The 25,444-nt window shown below is 60.6% G+C and carries 27 protein-coding genes; 18 read left to right on the top strand and 9 right to left on the bottom strand.

The genetic code is table 11. The features are described 5' to 3' along the window. Window position 1: 1 nt before the first annotated feature. Together ASE94_RS08945 and ASE94_RS08940 are read right to left on the bottom strand one after the other, a co-directional pair. Window positions 2–1,372, bottom strand: coding sequence for a glutamate--cysteine ligase (locus tag ASE94_RS08945; protein ID WP_062630126.1), 1,371 nt, complete (start codon window positions 1,370–1,372; stop codon window positions 2–4). A gap of 75 nt (window positions 1,373–1,447) precedes the next feature. Further along, window positions 1,448–2,197, bottom strand: coding sequence for a 16S rRNA (uracil(1498)-N(3))-methyltransferase (locus ASE94_RS08940; RefSeq protein ID WP_062630125.1), 750 nt, complete (start codon window positions 2,195–2,197; stop codon window positions 1,448–1,450). Between the two features lie 121 nt (window positions 2,198–2,318). Between ASE94_RS08940 and ubiA the strand changes: the two genes are divergently transcribed. Further along, window positions 2,319–3,248 carry a 4-hydroxybenzoate octaprenyltransferase gene (gene ubiA, locus ASE94_RS08935; protein ID WP_082461128.1) on the top strand — a complete coding sequence of 310 codons (930 nt, stop codon included), beginning with the start codon at window positions 2,319–2,321 and terminating at the stop codon, window positions 3,246–3,248. Window positions 3,249–3,513: 265 nt separating this feature from the next. On the opposite strand, the gene ASE94_RS08930 is transcribed toward ubiA, so the two are convergent. Beyond that, window positions 3,514–4,029, bottom strand: coding sequence for a DUF6101 family protein (locus ASE94_RS08930; RefSeq protein ID WP_156352083.1), 516 nt, complete (start codon window positions 4,027–4,029; stop codon window positions 3,514–3,516). A gap of 271 nt (window positions 4,030–4,300) precedes the next feature. On the opposite strand from ASE94_RS08930, the gene ASE94_RS08925 reads away from it, so the two are divergent. Both ASE94_RS08925 and ASE94_RS08920 read left to right on the top strand, forming a co-directional pair. Then, window positions 4,301–5,155 (top strand): 3'(2'),5'-bisphosphate nucleotidase CysQ, encoded by an 855-nt coding sequence (locus ASE94_RS08925; RefSeq protein ID WP_082461116.1) that lies wholly within the window; start codon window positions 4,301–4,303, stop codon window positions 5,153–5,155. A gap of 3 nt (window positions 5,156–5,158) precedes the next feature. After that, window positions 5,159–5,398, top strand: a complete 240-nt coding sequence (locus ASE94_RS08920) for a DUF4170 domain-containing protein (RefSeq protein ID WP_061907796.1) — start codon at window positions 5,159–5,161, stop codon at window positions 5,396–5,398. Here ASE94_RS08920 and ASE94_RS08915 read toward each other — a convergent pair whose 3' ends face one another. From ASE94_RS08915 to ASE94_RS08900, 4 genes are all read right to left on the bottom strand, one after another. Then, window positions 5,399–6,556, bottom strand: a complete 1,158-nt coding sequence (locus ASE94_RS08915) for a glycosyltransferase (protein ID WP_062630123.1) — start codon at window positions 6,554–6,556, stop codon at window positions 5,399–5,401. A 2-nt stretch (window positions 6,557–6,558) separates the two neighbouring features. Next, window positions 6,559–6,780: a DUF2093 domain-containing protein gene (locus ASE94_RS08910; RefSeq protein ID WP_062630122.1), complete on the bottom strand. Its 222-nt coding sequence runs from the start codon at window positions 6,778–6,780 to the stop codon at window positions 6,559–6,561. A gap of 48 nt (window positions 6,781–6,828) precedes the next feature. Beyond that, window positions 6,829–8,445 (bottom strand): exodeoxyribonuclease VII large subunit, encoded by a 1,617-nt coding sequence (gene xseA, locus ASE94_RS08905; RefSeq protein ID WP_062630121.1) that lies wholly within the window; start codon window positions 8,443–8,445, stop codon window positions 6,829–6,831. 70 nt (window positions 8,446–8,515) lie between these two features. Next, a complete protein-coding gene (locus tag ASE94_RS08900) occupies window positions 8,516–9,403 on the bottom strand; it encodes a LysR family transcriptional regulator (protein ID WP_162236071.1) in 888 nt (295 codons plus the stop codon). A gap of 140 nt (window positions 9,404–9,543) precedes the next feature. Between ASE94_RS08900 and ASE94_RS08895 the strand changes: the two genes are divergently transcribed. The 3 genes from ASE94_RS08895 to ASE94_RS08885 all read left to right on the top strand — a co-directional run bounded on the left by ASE94_RS08895 (window position 9,544) and on the right by ASE94_RS08885 (window position 11,392). Continuing rightward, the gene (locus ASE94_RS08895; RefSeq protein ID WP_062630119.1) at window positions 9,544–9,807 is read left to right on the top strand and encodes a DUF1127 domain-containing protein; all 264 of its coding nucleotides are present in this window, start codon (window positions 9,544–9,546) and stop codon (window positions 9,805–9,807) included. A 204-nt stretch (window positions 9,808–10,011) separates the two neighbouring features. After that, window positions 10,012–10,827 (top strand): class D beta-lactamase, encoded by an 816-nt coding sequence (gene blaOXA, locus ASE94_RS08890; protein ID WP_062630118.1) that lies wholly within the window; start codon window positions 10,012–10,014, stop codon window positions 10,825–10,827. 1 nt (window position 10,828) lies between these two features. Next, a complete protein-coding gene (locus ASE94_RS08885) occupies window positions 10,829–11,392 on the top strand; it encodes a shikimate kinase (RefSeq protein ID WP_082461114.1) in 564 nt (187 codons plus the stop codon). 3 nt (window positions 11,393–11,395) lie between these two features. Here the strand turns inward: ASE94_RS08885 and ASE94_RS08880 are convergent, their stop codons facing one another. Further along, window positions 11,396–11,641: a hypothetical protein gene (locus ASE94_RS08880; protein WP_061907804.1), complete on the bottom strand. Its 246-nt coding sequence runs from the start codon at window positions 11,639–11,641 to the stop codon at window positions 11,396–11,398. Between the two features lie 14 nt (window positions 11,642–11,655). Then, the gene (locus ASE94_RS08875; RefSeq protein ID WP_062630117.1) at window positions 11,656–12,159 is read right to left on the bottom strand and encodes an invasion associated locus B family protein; all 504 of its coding nucleotides are present in this window, start codon (window positions 12,157–12,159) and stop codon (window positions 11,656–11,658) included. Between the two features lie 373 nt (window positions 12,160–12,532). On the opposite strand from ASE94_RS08875, the gene coxB reads away from it, so the two are divergent. From coxB to ASE94_RS08815, 12 genes are all read left to right on the top strand, one after another. Continuing rightward, window positions 12,533–13,471, top strand: a complete 939-nt coding sequence (gene coxB / locus ASE94_RS08870; protein WP_244484012.1) for a cytochrome c oxidase subunit II — start codon at window positions 12,533–12,535, stop codon at window positions 13,469–13,471. A gap of 21 nt (window positions 13,472–13,492) precedes the next feature. After that, window positions 13,493–15,187, top strand: a complete 1,695-nt coding sequence (gene ctaD / locus ASE94_RS08865; RefSeq protein WP_062630116.1) for a cytochrome c oxidase subunit I — start codon at window positions 13,493–13,495, stop codon at window positions 15,185–15,187. Between the two features lie 95 nt (window positions 15,188–15,282). Further along, window positions 15,283–16,191, top strand: a complete 909-nt coding sequence (locus tag ASE94_RS08860) for a heme o synthase (protein ID WP_062630157.1) — start codon at window positions 15,283–15,285, stop codon at window positions 16,189–16,191. A 14-nt stretch (window positions 16,192–16,205) separates the two neighbouring features. Continuing rightward, window positions 16,206–16,370 (top strand): hypothetical protein, encoded by a 165-nt coding sequence (locus tag ASE94_RS08855; protein ID WP_156352082.1) that lies wholly within the window; start codon window positions 16,206–16,208, stop codon window positions 16,368–16,370. Beyond that, window positions 16,370–16,936, top strand: a complete 567-nt coding sequence (locus ASE94_RS08850; RefSeq protein ID WP_062630114.1) for a cytochrome c oxidase assembly protein — start codon at window positions 16,370–16,372, stop codon at window positions 16,934–16,936. The genes ASE94_RS08855 and ASE94_RS08850 overlap by 1 nt, the downstream gene beginning before the upstream one ends. Window positions 16,937–16,938: 2 nt before the next feature. Next, complete coding sequence (locus ASE94_RS08845; protein WP_061907808.1) at window positions 16,939–17,775, top strand: cytochrome c oxidase subunit 3; 837 nt, start codon at window positions 16,939–16,941, stop codon at window positions 17,773–17,775. A 69-nt stretch (window positions 17,776–17,844) separates the two neighbouring features. After that, on the top strand, window positions 17,845–18,198 hold the full coding sequence (locus tag ASE94_RS08840; RefSeq protein ID WP_062630113.1) for a DUF983 domain-containing protein: 354 nt from the start codon (window positions 17,845–17,847) through the stop codon (window positions 18,196–18,198). Continuing rightward, window positions 18,195–18,959 (top strand): SURF1 family protein, encoded by a 765-nt coding sequence (locus ASE94_RS08835; protein ID WP_062630112.1) that lies wholly within the window; start codon window positions 18,195–18,197, stop codon window positions 18,957–18,959. The genes ASE94_RS08840 and ASE94_RS08835 overlap by 4 nt, the downstream gene beginning before the upstream one ends. Before the next feature lie 70 nt (window positions 18,960–19,029). Then, window positions 19,030–20,424, top strand: coding sequence for a threonine synthase (gene thrC, locus ASE94_RS08830; protein WP_062630111.1), 1,395 nt, complete (start codon window positions 19,030–19,032; stop codon window positions 20,422–20,424). A 60-nt stretch (window positions 20,425–20,484) separates the two neighbouring features. Then, the gene (locus ASE94_RS08825) at window positions 20,485–21,747 is read left to right on the top strand and encodes a pitrilysin family protein (RefSeq protein ID WP_062630110.1); all 1,263 of its coding nucleotides are present in this window, start codon (window positions 20,485–20,487) and stop codon (window positions 21,745–21,747) included. A gap of 3 nt (window positions 21,748–21,750) precedes the next feature. Continuing rightward, a complete protein-coding gene (locus tag ASE94_RS08820; RefSeq protein ID WP_062630109.1) occupies window positions 21,751–22,368 on the top strand; it encodes a GNAT family protein in 618 nt (205 codons plus the stop codon). 182 nt (window positions 22,369–22,550) lie between these two features. Continuing rightward, entirely contained in the window at window positions 22,551–25,424 is a 2,874-nt protein-coding gene (locus ASE94_RS08815) for an EAL domain-containing protein (protein ID WP_062630108.1), read from the top strand. Window positions 25,425–25,444 lie beyond the last annotated feature (20 nt).

Genomic DNA, 25,444 nt, shown 5'->3' with positions numbered 1-25,444 from the left:
CCTACATTTCCGCTCCAGAAAAGACCGGCGTCACATCTTCATTCCATGCGCCGCGGAATTTTTCGAGCCAGCGCTCTGCGGGGGCTTTGCCTGTGCGGATGGTTTCTTCGAGCGGGGCGAGGTGGATGGTTTCGTCCTGGCCCTTGGCGTTAAGGCGGTTGCGGCGGACGAGGCCGGCTTCGGAAATGCCGACGGCCTGGGCGGCGACGTCGAAAATACTCGACCGATCGAAAGCGGTGGAGAGGCCCGTGCGCGGCACTTCGCGACGGAGATAGTCGCGGTCTTCATCGCTCCAGTTGCGGATCAATTCCCAGGCGGCTTCGAGCGAGACGCTATCGTAGAGAAGGCCGGTCCAGAAAGCGGAAAGGGCAACGACGTGGGCTTCATCGCCCATATCGGCGCCGCGCATTTCGAGGAATTGCTTGAGGCGCACTTCCGGGAAAAGGGTCGACAGATGATCTTCCCAATCCTTGATCGTCGGCTTTTCGCCGGGGAGCTGCGGCAGTTCACCCTTCAAGAAGGCGCGGAAACTTTCGCCGGCGACGTTGACGTATTCGCCGTTGCGAATGACGAAATACATCGGCACGTCGAGCGCATGGTCGGCATATTGCTCGAAGCCAAAACCTTCATCGAAGGCGAAGGGCAGCATGCCGGTGCGAGCATTGTCGGTATTGAGCCAGATATGGCTGCGGAAACTGAGATAGCCGGTGTCGCGGCCATCGGCGAAGGGCGAATTGGCAAAGAGCGCGGTTGCGATCGGCTGCAGCGCAACCGAGACGCGCAGCTTCTTGACCATGTCGGCTTCGCTCGAAAAATCGAGATTGGTCTGGACCGTGCAGGAGCGGTACATCATCGACGTACCGAGACTGCCGACCTTGTCCATATAGGGCGTCATGATGCCATAACGCGACTTGGGCATGGCCGGAATGTCCTTGACTGCCCAGAGCGGGGTGACGCCAAGGCCAAGGAAATGAATATCGAGCGGGGCCGCGACCTTTTTGGCGACGCGCATATGCTCGGCCATTTCGTCGGCGGTCTCATGCAGCGTCGCCATCGGCGCGCCGGAGAGTTCGAACTGGCCGCCGGGCTCGAGCGAAATTCCACCGGCGACGGCGTCATTGCGGAGGCCAATCGGGTTTTCGCCATCATAAAACGGCGTCCAACCGGTTTCTTTTTCGACGCCATCGAGCAGAGCGCGAACGCCGTTCGGACCTTCATAGGTCACGGGGCGCAGCGGATTGGTGTGAAAGACGTGCTTTTCGTGCTCGGTGCCGATGCGCCATTCCGCTTCCGGCTTGGCACCGCGCGACATGGCCTCGATGAGGTCGGCCCGCGATTCGATCAGTGGCGAAAAACTATCGGCGCCGGCCATGGCATCCTCGTTGCATAAGTGAGGCTTAAACTGGGCCGGCAAGATAGCGAGCGCAAGCCGGAATGCAATCGGCTTTTATCGCCAATCACCGATGGTCGATTGGATGACCGCGAGGGCCGCGACGGCCGCCGTGTCGGCGCGCAGGATTCGGGGGCCAAGGCTGATCGGAGTGACGAAGGGGAGCGAGAGGAGCTTTTCGCGCTCGCTGGGCGAGAACCCGCCTTCGGGGCCGATGAGCAGGCCCAGCTTTTTGGCCTTGAGACCCTGCAGCGTTTCGAGCGGGGAGGCCGAGGCTGCGGCCTCGTCGGCGAAAATGAGCTGACGGTCAGTATGCTCGGCCGGCCAGTCGGAAAGAAGCCGCTCGAGCGTAATCTCGGGGGCAATTTTGGGCACGTTGAGCACTTCGCATTGCTCGGCGGCCTCGATGGCATTGGCGTGGAGCCTGTCGGTCTTGAGGCGGTGGACTTGGGTGAATTGGGTCATCACGGGTTGGATTGTACCGGTGCCCATTTCCACAGCCTTTTGGATGACATAGTCGAGCCGCTCGTTCTTGAGCGGGGCAAAGCCATACCAAAGGTCGAGGCGCGGCGGCTGCGGCGCGATCTGTTCGACGCAATTCAGGGCAACCGATTTTTTCGAATCAGACGTCAGCCGGCAGAGCCAGGCGCCGTCGCGGCCGTTGAAAAGCACGACTTCGTCGCCCACGGCTTTACGAAGGACGGCGGCGAGATAAAGAGACTGGTCCTTGTTGAGCGAGATGGCGCTCGATTGGGCAAGGTCGGCGTCGACGAACAGGCGGGGCAGGGTAGCGTGGGTGCGTGGCATTTCTTCCTTCGGGCATGGTCGAGCCACGCCCTCGTCCTTCGACTAGCTCAGGATGAGGTCTACTTTGTCTCAAGCGTTTAGAGTAGACCTCGTGGCGAGTCGAACCATGAGGCTTGGCAAGATGTCCGAGATCCATTCCGCCCCAGTCGCCGATGCCCAGAAGGATAATTGGGTGGATCGCTATGCGCCGGCCATTGCCAAACCTTATCTGCGCCTCGCGCGGTGGGATCGGCCGATCGGGGTCTGGCTGCTGTTCTGGCCCTGCATCTGGGGCCTGGCCTTGGCGGCGGTCGCCCAGCCAGATTGGGGCTTTGGTTGGTACCATGCCATTTTGATGCTGATCGGCGCGGGGCTGATGCGCGGGGCGGGGTGCACGTTCAATGACATCGTCGATCGCGACATCGACGATAAGGTGGCGCGCACACGATCGCGGCCAATTCCATCCGGGCAGGTGACGGCCAAGGAGGCGCTGGCCTTTCTCGTCGCGCAGGCGCTTTTGGGTGCCATCATCCTCTTTCAGTTCAACCGCTTCACGGTTTGGGCTGGCGTTGCCTCGCTGGTGCTGGTGGCCATTTATCCCTTTATGAAGCGGATCACCTGGTGGCCGCAGCTTTTTCTGGGACTGGCCTTTTCCTATGGCGCATTGGTGGGCTGGTCGAGCCAGACCGGTGGCCTCGCCTGGCCGGCCGTGCTGCTTTATCTCGGCACGATCCTTTGGGTAATCGGCTACGACACGATCTACGCCCTGCAAGATGTCGAAGACGATGCGCTGGTCGGCGTCAAATCTACGGCCCGGCTTTTCGGGGAGAATGTCCGTCCGGCTGTTGCTGTGCTTTACATCGCAGCATTCCTCCTCTGGCAGGCGGCGAACCTGCAAGCGGGTGGTGGAGCGCTTTTCGTTGTGCTTTCGCTGGTCGCGGGCGGCTTGATGGCCTGGCAGGTTTATACGCTCGATCCTCAAAACCCAGGCAATCCGCTCCTGCGGTTTCAGAACAACCACTATGTCGGCATCGCGATATCCCTCGCGCTGCTGGCGGAGTGGGCTTGGTAGCCGTGCGGTATCGCAACCGCTGACTGTCATCCCCGCAAAGGCTAGGATCCATCTAGAGATTTCTGGATGCACTCCCGATCAAGTCCGGGGTGACAGCCGCGGATGAGGGACTTCAACAATCCGTCGTGCCTTAGTGCCCGCGACGGCGCTCAAACAAGTGACCAACATAAAAAACGCCAAAAGGACCAGCCGCACCACCAGCTGATCCCGTCGACGTGCCCTTGGAGGGGGATTTGTTCGTTGCGCCGTTTAGCGGCGCAGACGACTAATTGACTTCGGCTTCGCCGGGCTTGCGGCGGTTGAGGAAGCGGGGGCGGCGAGCGGCGTCGGCGGCGAGCTTGCGGCGCGGTGCCGTCTGTCCGACCATGACGCCATCGACCTGCTGGCTATAGGGGAGATAAGCGCCATCGCCGGCCTTGATGAAGAGCGGCAGGCGGAGCTTCTTGCCCCAGTTCTGCCATTCGGCGACGACGTTGTGATTGCCCTCTTCTTCGAAGACCTTGTAGGTCAGCTCACCATCGGGATGAACCAGTTCGATCGCGCTCGTCAGCAGGCCTTCTTCTGAAATTCTTGTGGCAACGGCGACACCGATGAATTCGGTGACCGGAACCTTGATCTTGATCGCGACACCGCTCTGTTCGAGCTGTTTGCGCACGGTCACTGTCTTGACGGGATCGCGCGGCCCATTGTCGTTCGCCGCAATGAAGCGGCGTTCCGCCAGTGCAGGCTTGCCGAAAGCAAGAACGACTGACGATCCTTCCATCGCTACGCCATGAACCATTTTGATGCCTTCCTGTAACTTCGAGAGCTGTTTTTTGCGCTCCGTTTGTGAGGGCAATCTAGCGCGTCGGATTACCAGCCGCCTTAATGGGTTCGGTTAAGTTTATGTTGTTTTCAGCGGTGGTTAGCGGGGTCTTGCACCCGGTCATGATGAGTTTACCCAATCGGATCGCAGCTTGTTTACCTCAACTGTGGCCGGTCTTCGCCAATCAAGAGGGGACCATGATCCCCCGGGCCTTGTCCGAAAGTCGTAGGAGGCATAAAAGCCGCGCATGCCGGCCTTTGCCCCCCCTTATGAAGACGATCTCGAATTGCTCCGCGCCACTGCCGTTTCGGCAGGCATTATTGCTGCGGGCTATTTTCGGCGCGATATAAAGAGCTGGAACAAGGAAAACGCCTCGCCGGTGAGCGAAGCCGATATCGTCGTCGATCGCTATCTGGCGGCGAGCCTTCTCAATGCGCGGCCCAACTATGGCTGGCTGAGCGAAGAAACCGCCGACAATCCCAGCCGGCTCGATTGCGATCGGGTCTTTGTGGTCGATCCAATCGACGGCACGCGAGCCTTTCTGCGCGGCGAGGATTGCTGGACCATTTGCATCGCGGTGGTCGAAAAAGGCATTCCGGTCGCTGGCGTCGTTTATGCGCCGGCGCGCGACGAGATGTATGAAGCAAGCCTTGGCGGTGGGGCGAGGCTCAATGGTGTGGAGCTCGTGCGGAACCGTCGCGCAGGATCCGCGCCGCTCATTCCTGCGCCTGGTGCCGTGCATCAGGAATTGCAGGCCGCAGGGCTCAATTATACGCGCGGGCCAATGTATCCCTCGCTCGCCTATCGGCTGATCCAGGTCGCGACCGGCAAGCTGGATGCGGCCGTGGCGCGGCGCGGCAGCCAGGATTGGGATATTGCCGCGGCGGCCGTGATCCTCAGCGAATGCGGGCTCGACTTTGCCGATGTCTGCACCGGGTTCCCACAATTTAACAGACGAGATGTGCGCCATGGTGCGCTTGCGGCGCTCAGCGACATGAGCCTAAAACCCCTCGTCCACGCGGCTTTGATCACGGTTTACGGCTGTCCCGCCGAGCCGATGGGCGAGGCCGAACACATTTCCTCAACCTCGATGGACTCTTGAGCGATGGCTGAAGCGACTGAAAAACAACTCCTCCACCTGGTGATCGGCGGCGAACTGTCGAGCATCGACGGCATCACCTTTGCCGATCTCGACAAGGTCGACATCGTGGGCCTCTATCCCAATTATGCGTCGGCGCTGGTCGCCTGGAAGCAGAAGGCGCAGATGACTGTCGATAGCGCGCAGACGCGCTATTTCATCGTGCACCTGCATCGCCTGCTCGATCCGCAGACACCCGCTGCCTGATCAGGCAGCCTGACGATCGGTAATCTCGGCGACGATCTTGTCCATCGCGCCGGGATTGCCAATTCGAATATGGCCCATCTGGGCCAGATGCCGGCGCTTGGTTTCGTTGAGCAAAAGCTCGCGCAGGGCCTCCGCCACCTCTTCCGGTTTTGCTTCCGTCACTTTGCGTGCATCGCCAAAAAGGTTCTGCTCGTCGGTAAAGCGCGAGCGCCTGTCGCGCGGATTGATGAACGTGATGGCGGGCCGTCCGAGGCCGAGCGACTGGATGGTCGCGGTGCCGGCCTGGCTGAGGACGATATCTGAATCGAGCACCAGATTCCCCATGGCGATGCCGCGGGCCATGTGGACGGTCAGGTTGCCATCGCTCAGTTCGCCGAGATCATCGGATTCGGTGCTGAGGAGCGCAGTACGCCGCAGGCTTGCTGCCTTGGCCAATTCTTCGACATTGACGCTGCCGGCAACGGCAAGAAAAACGTCGGGACGTTCTTCCTCGGGGAGAAGGCGAAGCGCGCCGACCTGGATGGCAAAGCTCTCCGCAGTCAGCGCGCGGCTGCCGGGCAGGAGCGTGACGGCCATGGGGCGTTTGCGACGGGTAGCAACGTCATAGTCGCCATAAGGAATGGCATCCATCATGATATTGCCGACGGCGCGAGCGTCTACGCCTTCGGTCTTGAGGCGATCGGCGAGGTTGGCGGCGCGGCAGAAAACCGTTCGGCAGCTTTTCTTGATGGCCCAGGCCTCGGCGGATGAATAAAGCCGGGCGGCGCCGGTCTTATAGACATCGAGATAAATGAGATCGCGCAGTCCCATGGCGAGAGCTGCAATAACGCCCACCATGTCGCCGACGACGATGGTCTTGTCATAATGGCCGCGCACGGAGCGCAGGAATTTGAGAGCCGGCGGCACAGTGAGAAGTCCGCCGGTGACGATGTCGCGGCGGAGCGAGCCTTTGACATTGCGCCAGCCTTCGGAGGCGAGCGTGGCGCGCGGGCCGACGACGCGGCAGGCGCCTTCATAGGCCTTGCCGCTGCCGATCATGGGATAAGCTTCCACTTGGGCGGATTGGGAGAGGCGCTTGACGAGCGCTGCCCCGATGGCGTCTTCGCCGTGCCCATTGGAAATGACGAGGTAGCGCTGACGCGTCGCCGCCTCTGTCACGATCAGTTGCCTCTGCCGTAGCGGAGGAACGCTTCGTGCGCGGTGGTCGCGTCGACATAGGGCTCTTGCCGGTCGACGCTCCAATAAGTCAATTCATCGAGCGCAATGGGTTTGCCGGTTATGGCGCAGCGGACGAACGTGCCTTGTTTGATAACGACATAATCGCCATCGAGGTAACGGACGCTCGCCTCGGAGGGCGTAAACCCCTTGTCGAAGATATTCACCGCCGGGCTCCTTCTAATGACTTACGCTATAGAGGCAAAACCGGAGTTTCAAAAGAGACTTTCCTGCGAGCCGTCATCGGATGAAGTTCGTCCCGGCTTGCGTTTCTGCGGTGGGGCGCCAGCAACATTGGCGCCCACTTCACCATCGGCAAAAGTCAGCTTCAAAACATCACCGGGCTTGACCTGCGCGGCTGCGCTGACTACCTCGCCAGCCTCGTCCTGCACCAGCGCATATCCTCGAGCGAGAACGCTGCGATAGGAGAGGGTATCGAGCAGTTTTGTCAGTTGGGAAAGCTGTTGGCGTCGGTCAAGCGTAAGACGTGCCGGAATGAGACCGAGGCGTTGCGCTAACGGGTGAAGTTGCGCCTGGGATTGCCGGAGTTCGGCGCGGAGCGGCTGTGGGGTGAGGCGCGGGGTGACCCGGGCAAAGAGCGCGCGCTTGCGTTCGAGCGCCTGGCCAACGCTGCCGGGAAGACGCGCGGCGCGGGGATCGAAGGTCAGCCTGGCGCGCTCGATGGTTTTATTGAGGCCCGCGAGCGCGCGATGATCGATATGGTCGAGACGCTTGGCGAGATCGTCGTGACGCTGGCGCACAAGACGCGGCTGCATGGCGCCGGCAGCCTTCGAAAAGGCCAGTCGGCGTGCTTGGACGAAATGGCGAAGGCCGCTCGACAACTGGGCTGAGGCCATGTCGAGGCTCTGACGCTGAGTGGCAACCAGATCGGTCGCGCGGGGAAGCCCGGCACCCGCGGCGCGGAGGCGGTCTTTAAGGCTCATCAAGCTGCGGCGCGCGGCCTGTCGCTGGCGGCTGCCCTGGTCCTCGACATAGGCGATGAGTTCGGCGCGCACAGGGACCGCAGCTTCGGCAGCCGCCGTCGGGGTCGGCGCACGCATGTCGGACGCATAGTCGATCAGTGTCGTATCGGTCTCGTGGCCGACGGCGGAGATCACCGGGATGCCGGAAGCAGCGACGGCGCGAACCACGGCCTCTTCGTTGAAGCCCCAGAGATCCTCGATCGACCCGCCGCCGCGTGCCACGATCAGGATATCAGGGCGCGGGATGCGGCCGCCGGGCAGAAGGGCATTGAACCCCTCAATGGCGTTGACGACTTCGGGTGCGCAGGTATCGCCCTGCACGCGCACCGGCCAGACGAGCACATGGCTCGGGAATCGATCGTCGAGGCGGTGGAGGATATCCCGGATAACAGCGCCGGTCGGCGACGTAATGACCCCGATGACGCGGGGCAGATAGGGTAGCGCCCGCTTGCGCTCCCGATCGAACAGCCCCTCCGCCAGAAGCTTCTTCCGGCGTTCTTCGAGGAGCGCCATCAGGGCGCCGGCGCCCGCCGGTTCGATCTGCTCGATGACGATCTGATATTTGGACGAGCGCGGGAAGGTCGTCAGCCGGCCTGTCGCGATTACCTCGAGCCCTTCTTCGGGCTTGAAGGCGAGGCGTCCATAACTGCCCTTCCAGATCACCGCATCGATCGCTGCGGCGTCATCCTTGAGGGTGAAGTAAGCATGACCCGACGAATGCTGGCCGCGAAACCCTGAAATTTCGCCGCGCACGCGCACATGGCCAAATTCATCTTCGACCGTCCGCTTCACCGCCTGGGCGACTTCGGAAACGGTGAACTCGGCGGCATTTGTCAGAGCTTGAGGCATGGGTTCTTGGTGGTCGAAAGCAGACGGGAGGTCAAGGGGCGACCATTACTCAACGCCGGACCTTTCGGTCCTACTCAGCGGCCTCCGCTTCAGTGGGGCGTTCGAGGTTGCCCATGGATTGGACGATGTGTGTGGCGAGCGCGTCGTAGATGCCGCCATAGGCGTGGCTGCCGCGCATGAGAGCCATTTGGGCATCCGGGAGCGGCGGCAGGCCGCGATTGTCGGAGACGACGCGCATGCCGGGCTGCAGGGCGCTTTCCGGCAGGAAGCCGATAGCGAGATCGGAGAGCACGGCTGATGAAATGGCAGTGGCGTTAGATGACGTGTAGGCGATGCGATAATCGGTATTGCTGCGCTCAAGCGCATCCATGGCGTCCTTGCGCCAGATGCAATATTGGGGCCCGCAGGCAATAGCGATGGGTTCGCTGGCAAGCGCGCGGCCACCGTGGCTTGCGACCCAGAACATCTTTTCGGTGCGGAACAATTCGCCGAAATTCTGCTCGGTGCCTTGGGTGAAGACGATGAGATCATAGCGCCCGGCGCGCATGCCTTCGAGAAGGTGCTCCGAGGCCATGCAAGAAACGTCGACAACGATCTTGGGATGGGTGCGCTGGAAGCTCGAGAGGATAACCGGCAAAAGGCGCACGGCGTAGTCGTCTGGCACGCCGAAGCGGATCGAGCCGGCTAAGTCGCCGTCGTTGAAGTGATCGAGGATTTCAGCATTGGTGCGCAGCATTTTTCGCGCGCGCTCATAAAGCACTTCGCCATGATGGGTGAGCGCAACGGTGCGGCCATCGCGTGTCAGAAGCGAGTGGCCCAGCCGCTCTTCGAGCCTCTTGATCTGCATCGAAACGGCGGACTGCGTCTTGTTCACGCGGCGTGCCGCTTCGGTGAAGCTGCCGCAATCGGCGATAGCGCAAAAACTTTGCAACTGGTCGAGATCAAGCGGCGCAGCCATCGCCATCTCCATCACTCAATTTGATTGAATGGATGAAATCTATTTGTTGGACGAATAGAAGTCCAGAGCGCTAATTCAACAGCGTCGCCAATGACGGCGATTGCCGACCTCCCCCCGGCTCAGTTTTTTGGAGATTTGAAATGGCTCTCTCGCTTCCCGGCGAGCGGTCAGTTACGGCCGCCATGCCGAATACGCCTTTGCGCACCGTCTTTGCATGGTTCGCCAAGGCCAATGCTGATCGTACCCGCCGGACCGCGCTGCAAAGCCTGCTCGAATTAGATGCCGATCGTCTCGACGATCTGGGTCTCTCCCATGCAGATATCCATGAAGCCATGACGGCGCGCGGTGGCCGCACCGCGACCATGGTTCTCAATACGGCGCGGGCTCGACGGTCCCTGCGCTAAGTTCTTCGCTCTGCCCCTCTGTGGAGCGCAAGCCTTGGAACGAACATGTTTATGCTCGTTCCATCTCCCGGGCCAGTTTTGCCGCTGGTCCCGTTTCCTGAAGACTTGCCGGGCTTGTGCTTGCACTCGCCCGGCTTTTTTTCGCCGCGAGTGTCGTCTAGAGGCTCCTCGTGCCAAGCCTTGGCAGCGTCTCCGGAGTTTTTCATGAAGCTTGCTTTCGCGGCCCTTTCTGTCTGCCTTCTCTCCGTTACGGCTGCCGAAGCGAAAACGCTCTGCACGGTTGTGGCCGATGCCAGGACGGGCGAATTGCTTGAGGAAAACGGCGTTTGCCGGACGCGCGTCACCCCGGCGTCGACCTTTAAAATACCACTGGCCGTCATGGGCTACGATGCGGGTTTTCTGAGCGATATCACGACGCCGGCAATTCCGTTCAAAGAAGGCTATGCCGATTGGGGCGGACCCGAATGGCAACAGACGACTGACCCGACGCGCTGGATGAAATATTCCGTCGTCTGGTATTCGCAGCGGATCACCGAGGCCCTGGGCGTCGCAACGCTCGAGAATTATGCGGCAAAATTCGGCTATGGCAATGCCGATTTTGCAGGCGATCCAGGCAAGAACAATGCGCTCGAACGCGCCTGGATTTCTTCCTCGCTCAAGATCTCGCCTGTGGAGCAGGTCGCTTTCCTGCGCAACCTCGTCAACCGCACGCTGCCGGTCAGCACAGATGCAATGGATATGACTGCGGCCGTGCTTGAAAGCTCGTCTACACCAAACGGCTGGACGGTGACCGGGAAAACCGGCTCGGCCTTTCCGCGGCTTGCCGACGGGACGTTCGATCGTGCCAAGGGCTGGGGCTGGTTCGTTGGATGGGCGGAAAAGGACGGTAGGACCCTTGTTTTCGCGCGTCTCAACCAGGACGAGCAGCGTCACACCGTTGGCGGCGGTGTGCGGGCGCGCGATGAGTTGCTTGAGGGCTGGGATATGATGGTCGACGCTCTTCCGGCAGAGGCACTTTAGCGTGGTCTATATAAATTGCCGTCGGCCCTGGCAGTCTGGAGAGACCCTTGTTCTCTTGGGCCCGGGTGGGGTCGGAAAGTCGACGCTCGGCTGCGAGCTTTCGCGTCAACTGGGTTGGGTGCTGATCGATCTAGACGAACTCTTCTGTTCGGTCATCGGCAATATCGGCGAGGTCATTGCCCAAAAGGGCTATGATCACTATCGCGCTGAAAATCTGGCCTTGGGCGAGCGGTGCTTTGCCGATCTCAAATCGCCTGCGATTTTCGTCAGTTCGTCAGGCTTTCTGGCCGCGCCGCCGGATTCGAGTGATTTTACGCGCGCCGCCGCTCTCGTTCAAAAGGGGTATGGCGTGACGCTGCTGCCTTCGCTCGATATCGACCGCGCCACCGACATCGTCGTCGCGCGGCAATTGATGCGGGGCTTCGGGTTTATCGAAAGCACCGAAGAGCGCAAATTCCGCCAGCGGTTTCCGATTTATCAGACGATCGGCGACGCGTTGGTGGTGTCAACTGCGGACGCGCCGGCAATTGCAGACGCGTTGATCACCACGCTCGCGATCACCTAGCGGCTACAAAAACCGCACGCCGATTTCGGTTTCCGTATGCCAGATGGTCTCGCAGGCATAGCTGCGGCCATCATGCATGGTCAGCCCAAAATGCTGGGGAATGCCGATGATGCTGGCAACGACAAGTTTTGCGCCGCTGTCGGAGTGATTGCGCACCGTGCAATCGAAGGTGGAGTGGCCGTCATTGGTGACGATGCGTCCACCCTTGAGGGTACGATTGCGATATACCTTGCGCCGTTCTTCGGTCATGGCGTTTGCCGGGATCAGGGCAGGGCGGCAAAGCCTTCCGAGAAGCCTTCAAGCGAAACGGGGATGCCGACGCCCTCTTCAGGGGTCTTGAACACGACGAAAATCGCGCTCGTGCCCTTGGAGAGCACATCAATCAGGTCATCATCGAGCTCGACTTCGGCAACACAACCATTGGGCAGGCAACGCACGAAGGCGACGCGGCCCATATCCTTGCCATCGACATTGAGCCCCAAGCCATTGGGGAGGAGCACGCCAAGCGGGGCGAGAACGCGCAGCAGCCGGGCTTCACGATCGGCGGTGCGCAATACGATGACCGAGAGGCCGACATTGGGCTGGTCCTCGGCCATCACATTCTGGATGATCGCACACTGTTCTGCGCTCGCGCCAGGAGGAGTGTCGCAGCTCATCTGCCAGTCGCCATATTCGCCGCGCACCGTGCCCTGCGCCATGGCAGGGGCCGCGCTCAAAGCAGCGGTCAGCGTGAGGGCAAGGCCCATCAGGTGCTTCGAAAATTGCATCACTTTGCTGGTCTCCTGCCGATTCGCGGATCTGCGGCACGCCCGGCCTGTTTCCGTTACAGCGTTCCGGCTGTCAACCAAGCCCGCTTTTGCGGCATTCTGGCAGCGGAACTGCGGCGCCCTTGAGGCAAAGACGGCTCAATTTGTCCAGTTTTAAACCGCAATATGTGAGCTTGGCCGCAATAGACTCGGGCCAATCAATGTGATTTAGGTCGAAATTGAGTTTTGCGCTCCGAGGTTGAGTCGGGGCGGCGTGAGCTATGCCGCTTTTTGCCCTCTTCTTCCCGGTGTGCGTGCACCAGAATTGGTATTTAGGGGGTTTATGGTGACCGGTCAGTTCGTTAGGAAGTTGGGTGCAGCAGCGACTGCCGCCCTGGCGCTGGTGCCGTCTTCCCTTTTTGCCCAGGAAATCGGCAAGGGTCATCCCGAGCCAGGTCAGTTCCATCTGCAGCAATCGGTAACGCCGATCATGGATTCCATCGTGGCTTTCCATGATGGCCCGCTGATGTGGACCATCACGATCATCGTGCTGTTCGTCCTGGCGCTCCTGATCGCCGTTGCCGTTCGCTTCAATGCCAAGGCCAATCCGGTCCCAGCGCGCTTTACCCACAACACGCTGATCGAAGTGATCTGGACCGTGGTGCCGATCATCGTCCTGATCGTTATCGCGATCCCGTCCTTCGGCGTTCTCTCCGATCAGATGACGACGCCTGATGGCGAGCGCAAGTATCTGGGCGCCAATATTTTCACCTTCGGCGAAGTCGAAGTTCCTGCTGCGAGCCTGACGATCAAGGCGACGGGTCAGCAGTGGTACTGGGACTACGAGTATGTCGATTACTCTAATTTCGTCCCCGATGCGCCAGCCGACCAGCCGCTCGGTTTCACCCAGAATATCATGCAGGAAGAAGACGTTCCGGGCGTGAATGGCGGTGCGCCGACCCCCGGTCGCAAGAGTGCGAAGCCGAACCAGCCGCGTCTTCTGGCCGTCGACAACGAGCTCGTCGTGCCGGTCAACACGACTGTCAGCATGCAGATCACAGCCGATGCTGCCGGCGTCATCCACGCGTTCGCCGTGCCGTCTTTCGGCATCAAGGTCGACGCGGTTCCCGGCCGTTTGAACGAGACCTGGTTCAATGCCCGCGAGACCGGCCTTTACTATGGCCAGTGTTCGGAACTGTGCGGCAAGGACCATGCCTTCATGCCGATCGCCGTTCGCGTGGTGACCGCAGACGAATTCCAAACCTTCATTTCGGCATATGCAGAAGGTCGTGACTATGCCGCCGCCGCTGCCCTGCTGCCGGCAATTCAGTAATCTGGGTCAGGGGAGACCATAATGTCAGAAACACACCTCGAGGCCCGTGCCACCGGGCATGACTACGCATCGCAGCACGACCATCACACCCCGACCGGCTGGCGCCGTTGGGTCCTTTCGACCAACCACAAGGACATCGGGATCATGTATCTCGTGTTCTCGATCGTGGCTGGTGTGATCGGCGGCATCCTTTCCGGCTTCATGCGCATGGAGCTGCAGGAGCCTGGCATCCAGATTTTCCATGGCCTTGCGTCCATGGTCTACGGCGTTCAGGGCGATTCCGCTGTCGACGCCGGTAAGCAGATGTACAACGTCTTCACGACGGCCCACGCCCTCATCATGGTGTTCTTCACTGTCATGCCGGCAACCATGGGCGGCTTTGCCAACTACTTTGCCCCGCTGATGATCGGCGCGCCCGACACGGCCTTCCCACGCATCAACAACATCGCGTTCTGGCTTTTGCCGGTGGCGTTCATCCTTCTGCTGATGAGCCTCTTCTTTGAAGGCGCTGGTGGCGTCGGTGGTTTTGGTGGCGGCTGGACCGTCTACCCGCCGCTCTCGACCGCTGGTCACCCTGGCCCGGCACTCGATTTTGCCATTCTGTCGCTGCACGTGGCAGGTGTGAGCTCCATCCTTGGCGCCATCAACCTGATCACCACCATTCTCAATATGCGCGCCCCCGGCATGACCATCCACAAGATGCCGCTCTTTGCCTGGGCTGTTCTGACCACCGGCTTCCTGCTCTTGCTGGCGCTTCCGGTTCTTGCCGGCGCGATCACCATGCTGCTGACCGACCGCAATTTCGGCACCACCTTCTTCTCGCCAGAGGGCGGTGGCGATCCGGTATTGTTCCAGCATCTGTTCTGGTTCTTCGGTCACCCTGAAGTTTACATCATGATCCTGCCGGGCTTCGGCATCATCAGCCACATCGTGGCAACCTTCAGCCGCAAGCCGGTGTTCGGTTATATGGCTATGGCCTATGCCATGGTCGCCATCGGCTTCGTCGGGTTCGTCGTGTGGGCGCACCACATGTATACGACCGGTCTTAGCCTCAACGTGCAGCGCTACTTCGTTGCGGCCACAATGGTTATCGCCGTGCCGACGGGCGTGAAGATCTTCTCCTGGATCGCCACCATGTGGGGCGGCTCGATCACCTTCCGCATTCCCATGCTCTGGGCCATCGGCTTCATTTTCCTCTTCACCGTTGGCGGTGTGACGGGCGTGGTGCTGGCCAATGCCGGTGCCGACCGTGCCCTCCACGACACCTATTACGTCGTGGCGCACTTCCACTACGTGCTCTCGCTCGGTGCCGTGTTCTCGATCTTTGCCGGCTGGTACTACTGGTATCCCAAGATGTTCGGTCACATGTATTCCGAATTCCTGGGCAAGCTGCACTTCTGGGTCATGTTCGTTGGCGTGAACCTGATCTTCTTCCCGCAGCACTTCCTGGGCCTTGCCGGCATGCCGCGCCGTTACATCGACTATCCGGATGCCTTCGCACTCTGGAACCGCGTGTCCTCGATCGGCTACTACATCACCTTCGTTGCCATGGTCATTTTCTTCTACGCGACCTGGGAAGCTGTTCGTAAGAAGCGGCCGGCCGGTGACAATCCATGGGGTGAAGGCGCGACGACGCTGGAATGGACGCTGAGCTCGCCTCCGCCGTTCCACCAGTTCTCGACGCTGCCCAAGATCGAATCGACCAACGCGCACTAAGTCGTGGTTTGAGAAATCCGTGGATCGCGCCCAAGGGTGCGGTTCACACCAAAGTTTGGAAGAGTTCAGTGACCTATATCGACGACAGCAAGGGAATGCCTGCTTTGGCAGGTGAGGCACGGGTCGAGGATTACCTCGCCCTGCTCAAGCCTCGTGTCATGTCGTTGGTTGTCTTCACTGCACTCGTCGGCATGCTGGTCGCGCCTGGCGGCATCAACCCGATCATCGGGCTCATCGCCATCATCTGCATCGCTATCGGTGGCGGCGCTTCGGGCGCGCTCAATATGTGGTACGATGCCGATATTGACGCCATCATGAGCCGGACGCAGAACCGACCGATCCCGGCGGGGCGGATTTCCGAAGGCGAAGCGCTAAGCTTTGGGCTCGTTCTCTCGGCCTTTTCAGTGTCGCTTCTTGGCCTTGCGACCAATTGGGTGGCAGGTGGGCTCCTCGCCTTCACCATCTTCTTTTATGCCGTCATCTATACGATGTGGCTCAAGCGCTCGACGCCGCAGAACATCGTTATTGGTGGCGCGGCCGGTGCCTTTCCAGCCATGATTGGCTGGGCTGCGGTCAGCGGTACGATCACCTGGGAAAGCCTATCCCTGTTCCTCATCGTCTTCCTCTGGACCCCGCCGCATTTCTGGGCCCTGGCTCTCTATAAGCAGAGCGACTATGCCGCGGCCGGCGTGCCGATGATGCCGAACGTGGCTGGCGAGGCATCCACCAAGCGCCAGATTTTCGTCTATTCGGTAATCCTCGCCGTGTCGTCTTTCGTGCCGATTTATCTGGGCATGGGAAGCTGGATCTACGGTGTCGTTGCGGCGGCAACCGGCGCTGCCTTCATCTATCTTGCGGTCCGCATTCTTCGCGCGCCAAACAGCGTCGACATGAAGAAGGCTGCACGCCGCCTTTTCACCTACTCGCTGAGCTACCTTTTCGTGCTGTTCCTTGCGCTGCTCGTCGATACTTTCGTTTCGCGCCTCGGAGGGTTCTGGCTGTGAGCACTGAGACCCCCGTGAGCCAACCAAACGCTGCCGATCTGCAGGCTGCCGAAGCCCTGAAGCGTGTACGCCGCCGCCGGTCGCTTGCCCTTGCCGGTGCCCTCGCGCTGTTCGCGATCACCTTTTATGTGCTGACCATCGTCAAGATGGGCCCGGCGCTGTTTGACAGGGCGCTGTAATGACTTCTGTCGCACCTGACCATCGAGACAATCTCAGCGAACGCAAGAACCGCCGCATCGGCGTGAGCCTTGCCGTGCTGGTTGCCGGCATGGTGGGCCTCGCATTCGCCTCTGTGCCGCTCTATCAGTTGTTCTGCCAGGTCACTGGCTTTGGCGGCACGACGCAGGTGGCGGAGGCCAATCCGAAGGGTGTCATAGCGCGCGAAATGCGCGTGCGCTTCGACGTCAACGTCGAAAATACGCTGCCCTGGACCGTCAAACCGGCCGCCTCGATCACCGACAAGATCGGCGCCGTCGATACGGTCAACTACGTGGCGACCAATAATTCGGATAAGCCGATAACCGGCCAGGCGATTTTTAACGTCGTGCCCGAGCAGGCCGGTATCTACTTCAACAAGATCGAGTGCTTCTGCTTTACCGAGCAGACGCTGCAGCCGGGCGAGACGGTCGATATGCCGATCGTCTTCTTCGTCGATCCCGATATCGCGGACAACCGCGAACTCAACACGATTAAAGAGATAACGCTCTCTTATACATTCTACGCTTCAGACAGTGAGGGAAGCTGAACATGGCCGCCATTGAGAAGAACCATGATTACCATATGGTAGAGCCGTCGCCCTGGCCCTTTGCGATGTCGGCCGCGGTACTGGTCATGATGATCGGTGCCGTGTTCTGGATGCACCAGTGGACCCCTTGGCTGTTTTTCATCGGCCTCGCCGGTGTTCTCTACGTTTTCTACGCCTGGTGGGCCGATGTGGTGAAGGAAGCCAATAACGGCGTCGACCACACCCCGGTCGTGCAGATGCACCACCGCTATGGCATGATCCTCTTCATCGCTTCCGAAGTCATGTTCTTCGTCGCGTGGTTCTGGGCCTATTTCGATGGCTTCTTCCGCCTCGACGACGTCGAGCAATATGCCCGCGTCGCGGCCACTGGTGGCCACTGGCCTCCGACCGGCATTGAGCTGTTCGATCCCTTCCACCTGCCCCTGTTCAACACGCTGATCCTCCTGACCTCGGGCACGACCGTCACCTGGGCGCACCATGCGCTCCTCGAAAACGATCGCAAGGGACTTCGCTGGGGCCTCGCGATCACCGTTGCGCTCGGCGTGCTGTTCTCGTTCGTTCAATATCTCGAATATACCCATGCCGGTTTCTCGTTCGCCGGCAGCATGTATGGCGCGACCTTCTTCATGGCGACCGGCTTCCACGGTTTCCACGTTCTGATCGGCACCATCTTCCTCGCGGTCTGCTTGATCCGCGCCGAACGTGGTGATTTCACTCCCGAGCGTCACCTCGGCTTCGAATTTGCCGCCTGGTATTGGCACTTCGTCGACGTGGTGTGGCTGTTCCTCTTTGCCTCGATCTATGTTTGGGGCAGCTGGGGTGTGGCGCTCAGCCACTGATAGGGCAGGTAGCCCGGAATTTGGGGGCGCGGCCAAGGCTGCGCCCCTTTTTGCATCAAGAAGCAGTTTATGGCGCAGCCCAATCCCATCCTGACTGGCCTTCTTTGCCGCTGTCCTCGCTGCGGCGAGGGACGGCTCTTCGCTGGTTATCTCAAGCTGGTGCCGCAATGCGAAAAGTGCGGCCTTGATCTCGCCTTTGCCGATAGCGGTGATGGCCCCGCCGTGTTCGTCATCTTTCTCGTTGCTCCTCTGGTGCTCGTTATGGCGCTGATCCTCGGCGCTGTCGCCACCGTGCCACCCTGGATGCATCTCGTGATTTGGATTCCGGTAACCGTGTTTTTGAGCCTCGCGCTGCTGCCGCCGTTAAAAGGCGTGCTCGTCAATCTGCAGTTTCGCCACGATGCGCACGAGGGACATCAATGACCACGCGTCGCCTCGGGCTAAAAGAATGGGTTTTTGCCGCCCTCATGCTGGTGCTGGCGGCCGTCTGCGTTTTTCTCGGCAACTGGCAGATGCAGCGAATGGCCGAAAAGGAGGCGCTCATCGCAGCGGTCGATGCGCGCCTGACCGCGGCCCCTGTTCCCGTGCCTGGCCCGGAATCGTGGTCGACGCTTGATCCGCAAACGATCGTTTATCAACCGGTGACGCTCACCGGCGCCTATCGCTATACCCAGACGTCGACCGTGTTCACGAGTCTTGCCAGTGCGAAGGGGCAATATTCAGGCCCCGGCTATTGGGTGATGACGCCGTTCGAGCTGCAAGGCGGCGGCACGGTATTCGTCAATCGTGGCTTCGTACCGCAGCAATATCAGGAAGCGGCGGCGCTCGGCGATCTTCACGGCGAAGACCCTGGCATCGTCACCATTACAGGCGTGGTCCGTACGCCCGAGCAGGCTGATTTCATGACGCCTGAGGCAGATACATCCAATCGGATCGAGTGGGTGCGCGATCCCTTGCGGTTGGCCCAACTTGCCGATCCAGCGCTTGCGCCGATCGCGCCCTTCTATATCGATCTGCCGGCCGGCGCCCCAGGCGATCTGCCTCAGGCGGGCGAGACCGTCGTTACCTTCCCCAACAACCATTTCGGTTATGCTCTGACCTGGTATGGCTTTGCCATTGTCGCTGTGGTCATGCTCGGCTTTTGGCTGTTTCGCCAAAGCCGCCAGCCGTCAAAACCGGCGTGATCGGCAAAACCTTGCGGCGAAGCGTCGCTTTCACTAGGTTGCAACAATTCTAAAAGGGCTTTCCCTTCCGATGCAGTTTGTTTCGACGCGTGGCCAGGCGCCTGCGCTTGGTTTCTCAGATGCGGTCCTTGCGGGCCTGGCTTCCGATGGCGGTCTCTATGTGCCAGCCAGCTGGCCTCAGTTTTCCGCAGATGAAATCGCGGCCTTTGCAGGGAAACCCTATGCTGATGTCGCCTATGCCATCATCTCGCGCTTTACCGGCGACGAAATTCCGGCCGCGACGCTGAAGTCGATCATCGATGGCGCCTATGCGAGTTTCCGTCATCCGTCGGTGACGCCGCTGGTCGAACTCGAGCCTAATCATTTCGTGCTTGAGCTTTTTCATGGTCCCACCTTGGCCTTCAAGGATGTGGCGATGCAGTTTTTGAGCCGCATCATGGACCATATCCTGTCGTCCCGTGGCCTCCGCGCCACCATCGTCGGCGCGACATCGGGTGATACGGGCTCTGCGGCCATCGAGGCGTTCCGCGGCCGTGACACCACCGATATCTTCATTTTGCACCCCGAGGGTCGCACCTCGGAAGTGCAGCGCCGGCAGATGACGACGGTGCTCGATGCCAATGTGCACAATATCGCGCTCAACGGTACGTTCGACGATTGCCAGGATGCCGTGAAGGCGATGTTCAATCATCACGCCTTCCGCGATCGCGTGCGCCTCTCAGGCGTCAATTCCATCAACTGGGGCCGCATCGTCGCGCAGATCGTCTATTATTTTACGGCCGGCGTATCGCTGGGCGCGCCCTATCGACCAGTCAGTTTTACGGTGCCGACCGGGAATTTCGGCGATATCTTTGCCGGCTATTGCGCTAAGCGCATGGGCCTGCCGATCGAGAAGCTCGTCATCGCCACCAATTCCAACGATATTCTGCGCCGCACCATCGATACCGGCCGCTATGAGATGCAGGGTGTTGCCCCTACCATCAGCCCGTCGATGGACATCCAGATCTCATCCAATTTCGAACGGTTGCTGTTCGAATCGGCTGGGCGCGACGCCAGTGCCGTCGGCCGGATGATGGCCGCGCTCAAGCAATCGCGTGGGTTCGATCTGCCGGAAAGCGCCATATCCGCCATCCGCTCCGAATTTGCGGCGGGTACGGCCAATGAATCGGCGACGAGCGAGACGATTGCCCAGACCTGGGCGAAGTCGTCTTACCTTCTCGATCCACACACTGCTGTCGGGGTCAGCGTCGCGCGCAGCCTTTCGGGCTCTGCAACGCCCATGATCACGCTCGCAACGGCTCATCCGGCCAAGTTCCCGGCGGCCGTAAACGCCGCCTCAGGCATCGAACCGCCCCTGCCGGCATGGCTTGCCGATCTTTATGAGCGGCCCGAACGGGTTGAACTGCTGGCCAATGACCAGCGTATTTTGGAAGACTTTATCGGGGCGCGCACCCGCGCGGCCTGAAGCATAATCGGACCATGTTGGGAGAGCCCAAAGGCCCCCGCACGGTTCAGGAGGAAGAGTGTGACGGTACAAACGACGACTCTCGAAAACGGCATGGTGGTGCTGACCGATGACATGCCGCATCTCGAGAGTGCCTCGCTCGGCGTCTGGGTAAAGGCCGGTGCTCGCTCGGAGCGTAAGGCTGAGCACGGCATTTCGCACCTTCTCGAACACATGGCCTTCAAAGGCACCAAGAGCCGCACCGCGCTTGAAATTGCCGAGACCATCGAAAATGTCGGCGGCGACCTCAATGCCGCGACTTCGATCGAGCATACCGGCTATTTTGCGCGCGTGCTCAAGGAAGACGTTGTTCTCGCGGCTGATATCCTCTCGGATATTTTGCAGAATTCGACCTTCGACGAAAACGAAATGACCCGCGAGCAGCAGGTTATCGTTCAGGAAATTGGCGCGGCGCGCGACAACCCCGATGACCACGTCTTCGATCTGTTTCAGCAGGCGGCCTATCCCACCCAGCCCATCGGCCGCACCATTTTGGGTACCGTCGATTCGGTGCGGGATTTTTCCCCCGAAATGGTCCGCAAATATATGCGCCGCAATTATGTGGGCGACCACATGGTCATGGCCGCTGCGGGCAATGTGGATCATGAGGAGCTCGTCGAAGTCGCCAAGCAGCGCTTTGCCGATCTGACGCCGAATGGCGCCCCGGCACCGCAGCGCGCCGAATATCAAGGCGGCGAAGAGCGGCTGATTTCGGACCACGAACAGGCCCATATCGTTCTAGGCTTTGAGGGGCGCGCCTACAATTCCGATGGCTTTTATGCCGCGCAGGTGCTTGCCTCCGTGCTCGGCGGCGGCATGAGCTCTCGCCTTTTCCAGGAGGTGCGCGAAAAGCGCGGCCTCTGCTATTCGGTCTATTCCTTCCACTGGGCCTTTGCCGATAGCGGCGTTTTTGGCGTTGCTGCGGCGACGGGCGAAGACGAAGTTTCCGAACTGGTCCCCGTCGTGCTCGATGAACTCAAGCGCGCGGCCGAAACCATTTCGGAAGAGGAAGTGGTGCGCGTGCGCAACCAGATCCGCGCCGGTCTCCTCATGTCGCTCGAAAGCCCTTCGGCCCGCGCCGGTCAGCTGGCACGCCAGCAGATCCTCTGGGGCCGTCCTATCCAGATGGCAGAGACGGTCGAGCGCATCAACCGCATTACCGCGCAGCGTGTGCGCGAGGTGGCCGAACAGATTTTCACCAGCTCGACGCCGACACTTGCCGGTATTGGGCCGATCAGCCGGCTGGCCGATGTCGAAAGCATCGGCGAGACGCTCAAGCGCTAAATCATGCTCTGGCCCTGGTCGTCGCCGGAGCAATTGATCACGCTACGCGGGCGCAGCATCGCTTTGCGCCTGCCGCAGATGCGCGACTATACGGCTTGGTATAATCTGCGCCGCTCCAGCCAGGATTTCCTCAAACCCTTCGAGCCGCGTTGGACCGAGGCCGACCTTGGCCGTCGCGTGTTCTCCATGCGGGTGCGCCGGGCGCGGCAGGAAGCCGAGCAGGGAACCGACTACACGTTTTTTATTTTTCTCGATGACGGCAGCAATACCTTGGTTGGCGGGATAACCCTCTCCAATGTCCGGCGTCGTGCGGCGCAATTCGTCAATCTGGGCTACTGGATGGGCCAGTCTTATGCCGGCAAGGGGCTGATGAGCGAAGCCGTCGAGGTGTCGCTCGCCTTCACCTTCGAAACGCTCGACCTCCATCGCGTCCACGCTGCTTTCCTACCGCACAATATTGCATCGCGGCGGGTGCTCGAAAAAAATGGCTTTGTCGAGGAAGGCTTTGCCGAAAGTTACCTGCAGATCAATGGCCGCTGGGAAGACCATGTGCTGATGGGGCTGACGCGCGAGCGCTGGGACAGTTTCCGCTTCGCAAGTCCACATCATCGTGTTGCCTGACCGGTGGGACGTCCATCACGTTCCACATCGCACTGCGCCACCCCGCTTGCCGCAAGGGTCAATCTCTCGTACCAAAGGTGCGCCCCCTTTGGAGGTTACCAAAGCCAAAGGCTTGTCCCCCCGCGTTATCCGCGGCCGACTGCCGCCACAATGAAGCCTTGTGTGGGAATTAGCTGCTCTTGATGCGTCCGTTTCTTGTTCTCGCAATCATCCTTGCGTTCGCTTTCTCGCAGCCAGCCCGGGCTTTCGAAGTCATTTCGGTCCCCGAAGACGTCAATGCCGTCAACCTGTCCGATATCGTCGAAATCGTGCCGGGCACGAATGGGCGTCTGCAGCTTTCGACCGCGCCTGACGCCGACGGCATCATCCGGCGCATCGAGGTTCTGGCAAGCGAGCAGGGCACCAACCCGTCTTTCGCGTTATTTGCGCTCCGCAATGATTCCGATCAGCAGATCGAGCGCCTTCTCGTCGCGCCATTCTACCGGCTACCGGCGTCAGGCGTTTTCCAGCCCGATCTCGGCAATGCGCGCATTTCGGCGGTGACCCCAAGCGCCGGCATTCGTCCGGTGCAATTGGCCGACCCTGAAGCCGACGTTTACGAGGTCACGCTCGATCCCGGCGCGACTGTGACGCTGATTGCCGAGCTAACCTCGGGCGAATTGCCGGAGCTTTACCTCTGGCAACCCAACGCCTATCGCGACTACGTCAATTCCTTCACGCTGTTCCGGGGCGTGGTGCTAGGCGTTGCATCGCTCGCGGCCGTGTTTCTGACCATCATGTTTGTGGTCAAGGGCAGGGGCGTATTCCCGGCCACGGCCGCTTTCGCCTGGGCGGTGCTCGCGTATCTCCTCATCGACTTCGCCATCCTTGGCCGCCTTTTCGGCATATCGGCCGGCGGGCTCCAACCACTCAGGGCCGCGGCGGAGGCGGGCATAGCGACGACGCTTGCCGGCTTCCTCTTCATCTATCTCAATCTCCACCGGTGGCATCTGCGCTTCATCCATCTGGCGCTCGGGCTCTCGGCGCTTTTTCTCGCGCTCTTCGGCTTTGCCTTTTTCCAACCCGCAATTGCCGCCACCATCGCGCGTCTCGTTCTAGCGCTGCTCGGCCTTTCCGGCTTCTTCCTGATCCTGTTGCTGGCGCTCCGCGGCTATGATCGCGCCGTGCTGCTCGTCCCGACCTGGATCATCTTCATTGCTTGGCTGTTCTATTCCTGGCTCGTCATTTCAGGTCAGGTCACCAATGACGTTGCCCAGCCGGCCGTGGGCGGCGGTCTCGTGCTCGTCGTCATGCTTTTAGGCTTCACGGCCGTTCAACACGCCTTTGCCGAAGGGCAGGTGACCATCGGCACCCTGAGCGAGGTCGAGCGTCGCGCTTTGGCGCTGACCGGTTCGGGTGATTTCGTTTTCGATTGGAATATCGATCGCGACCGGGTCACCGTCAGCGACGAACTGACAACCCGTCTCGGCGAAAAGCGCGGGGCGTTGCGCGGCGCCATCAAGCGCTGGCTTGACCGGGTCCATCCCGATGACCGCGACCGCTTCCGCACCGCTTTTGATACGCTGGTCGAACTGCGCCGCGGCAAGGTCTCTTCGGACCTGCGCGTGGCGGGCCATGATGGCAATTACCGCACTTTCCGCATGCGCGTAAAACCGGTGCTGGGCGGCGATGGTCAGGTCAACCGCATTGTCGGCACCCTGCAGGACGTCACCGAGGATCGCGCCGCGCGCGAACGCCTGCTGCATGATGCCGTGCACGACAGCCTCACCGGCCTGCCCAATCGCCAGCTCCTGCTTGATCGGCTTGAGCGTTCGCTGGCCCGCGCGCGCACGCCGGGCGGCATCAAGCCGGCAGTCTTCCTCATCGATATCGACCGGTTCATGGAGCTCGAAGAGCGCATCGGCCATTCCGCGGCCGATTCGGTGCTGCTCGCCATTTCCCGGCGCATTTCCCGCGTCATGCGGCCACTCGATACCGTGGCGCGTATTTCTGGCGATCAGTTCGCGGTGATCTTGGCGTCGGAGCAGACGGCAGGCAAGATCGCCGAAAGCGCCGAGCAGATCCGCAAGGCGCTGAAGGCACCGTTCAATTTCGGCGACCGCGACCTCACCATTACCGCTTCGATCGGCGTCACGATCTACGACGGCAATCCCGCAGAGGCCCCCGACGTGCTACGCGATGCCGAACTGGCCATGTATTACGCCAAGCGCCTCGGCGGAGACCGTATCGAAGCCTATCGCGCCTCGGCGCGCTCCATCGCCAACTACAACCGCGCCAGCGAAGAAGATCTCGAACGCGGCATGCGCCAAGGCGAACTCTCGGTGCAATATCAGCCGGTGATGAACATCGCGTCGGGCCAAATCGTTGGGGCCGAAGCGCTGATGCGCTGGAACCATCCGACGCGTGGCGTGGTCAACCCGGACGAATTCGTGCCGCTTGCCGAACGCTCCGGCCAGATCGAAAAGCTTGGTCGCCTGGCCTTCGAACAGGCGGCCACGCAGGCCCGCGAATGGTCGGCGACGATTGGGCTCGGCGAAGAATTCTTCATCTCGGTCAATCTCTCGCCGACGCAGTTGGCGACCGAGACGCTGCTCAACGACATGCGCAATCTCGTCGCGCAGGACAAGACGCTGGCCACCCATCTCAAGCTCGAGATCACCGAAGGCCAGGTGATGAGCAATCCCGAGCACTCCGCCTACATGCTTGAAGCGCTCCGTAGCTTGGGCTTGGGGTTGGCGCTCGACGATTTCGGCACGGGCCACTCGTCGCTGAGCTACCTGCATCGCTTCCCGTTCGACACGATCAAAATCCCGGCCGCTTTCGTGAAGATGGGCACCGAGACGGGCAATCCGCACACGCAAGCACCGATCATCCGCGCCATCGTCGGGCTTGCCGAAGATCTGGATCTGATGGTGATTGCCGAGGGTGTCGAAACGCTCGACGAAATCGAGCGGCTGCGGCAAATGAACTGCCGTTTTGCGCAAGGCTTTGCGTTTGGGGCCGCTATGACTGGGCAGGAATTGGCCAAGAAGCTGATGGCGCAGGCGGGGCGATAAGGCTCGACGCTAACGACAGT

This window comes from Devosia sp. Leaf64 (genome assembly GCF_001421945.1).
Classification (GTDB): Bacteria; Pseudomonadota; Alphaproteobacteria; order Rhizobiales; family Devosiaceae; genus Devosia.
Note: the sequence above shows the minus strand (reverse complement) of the source record. Positions and strands in the feature narration are given on the sequence as shown.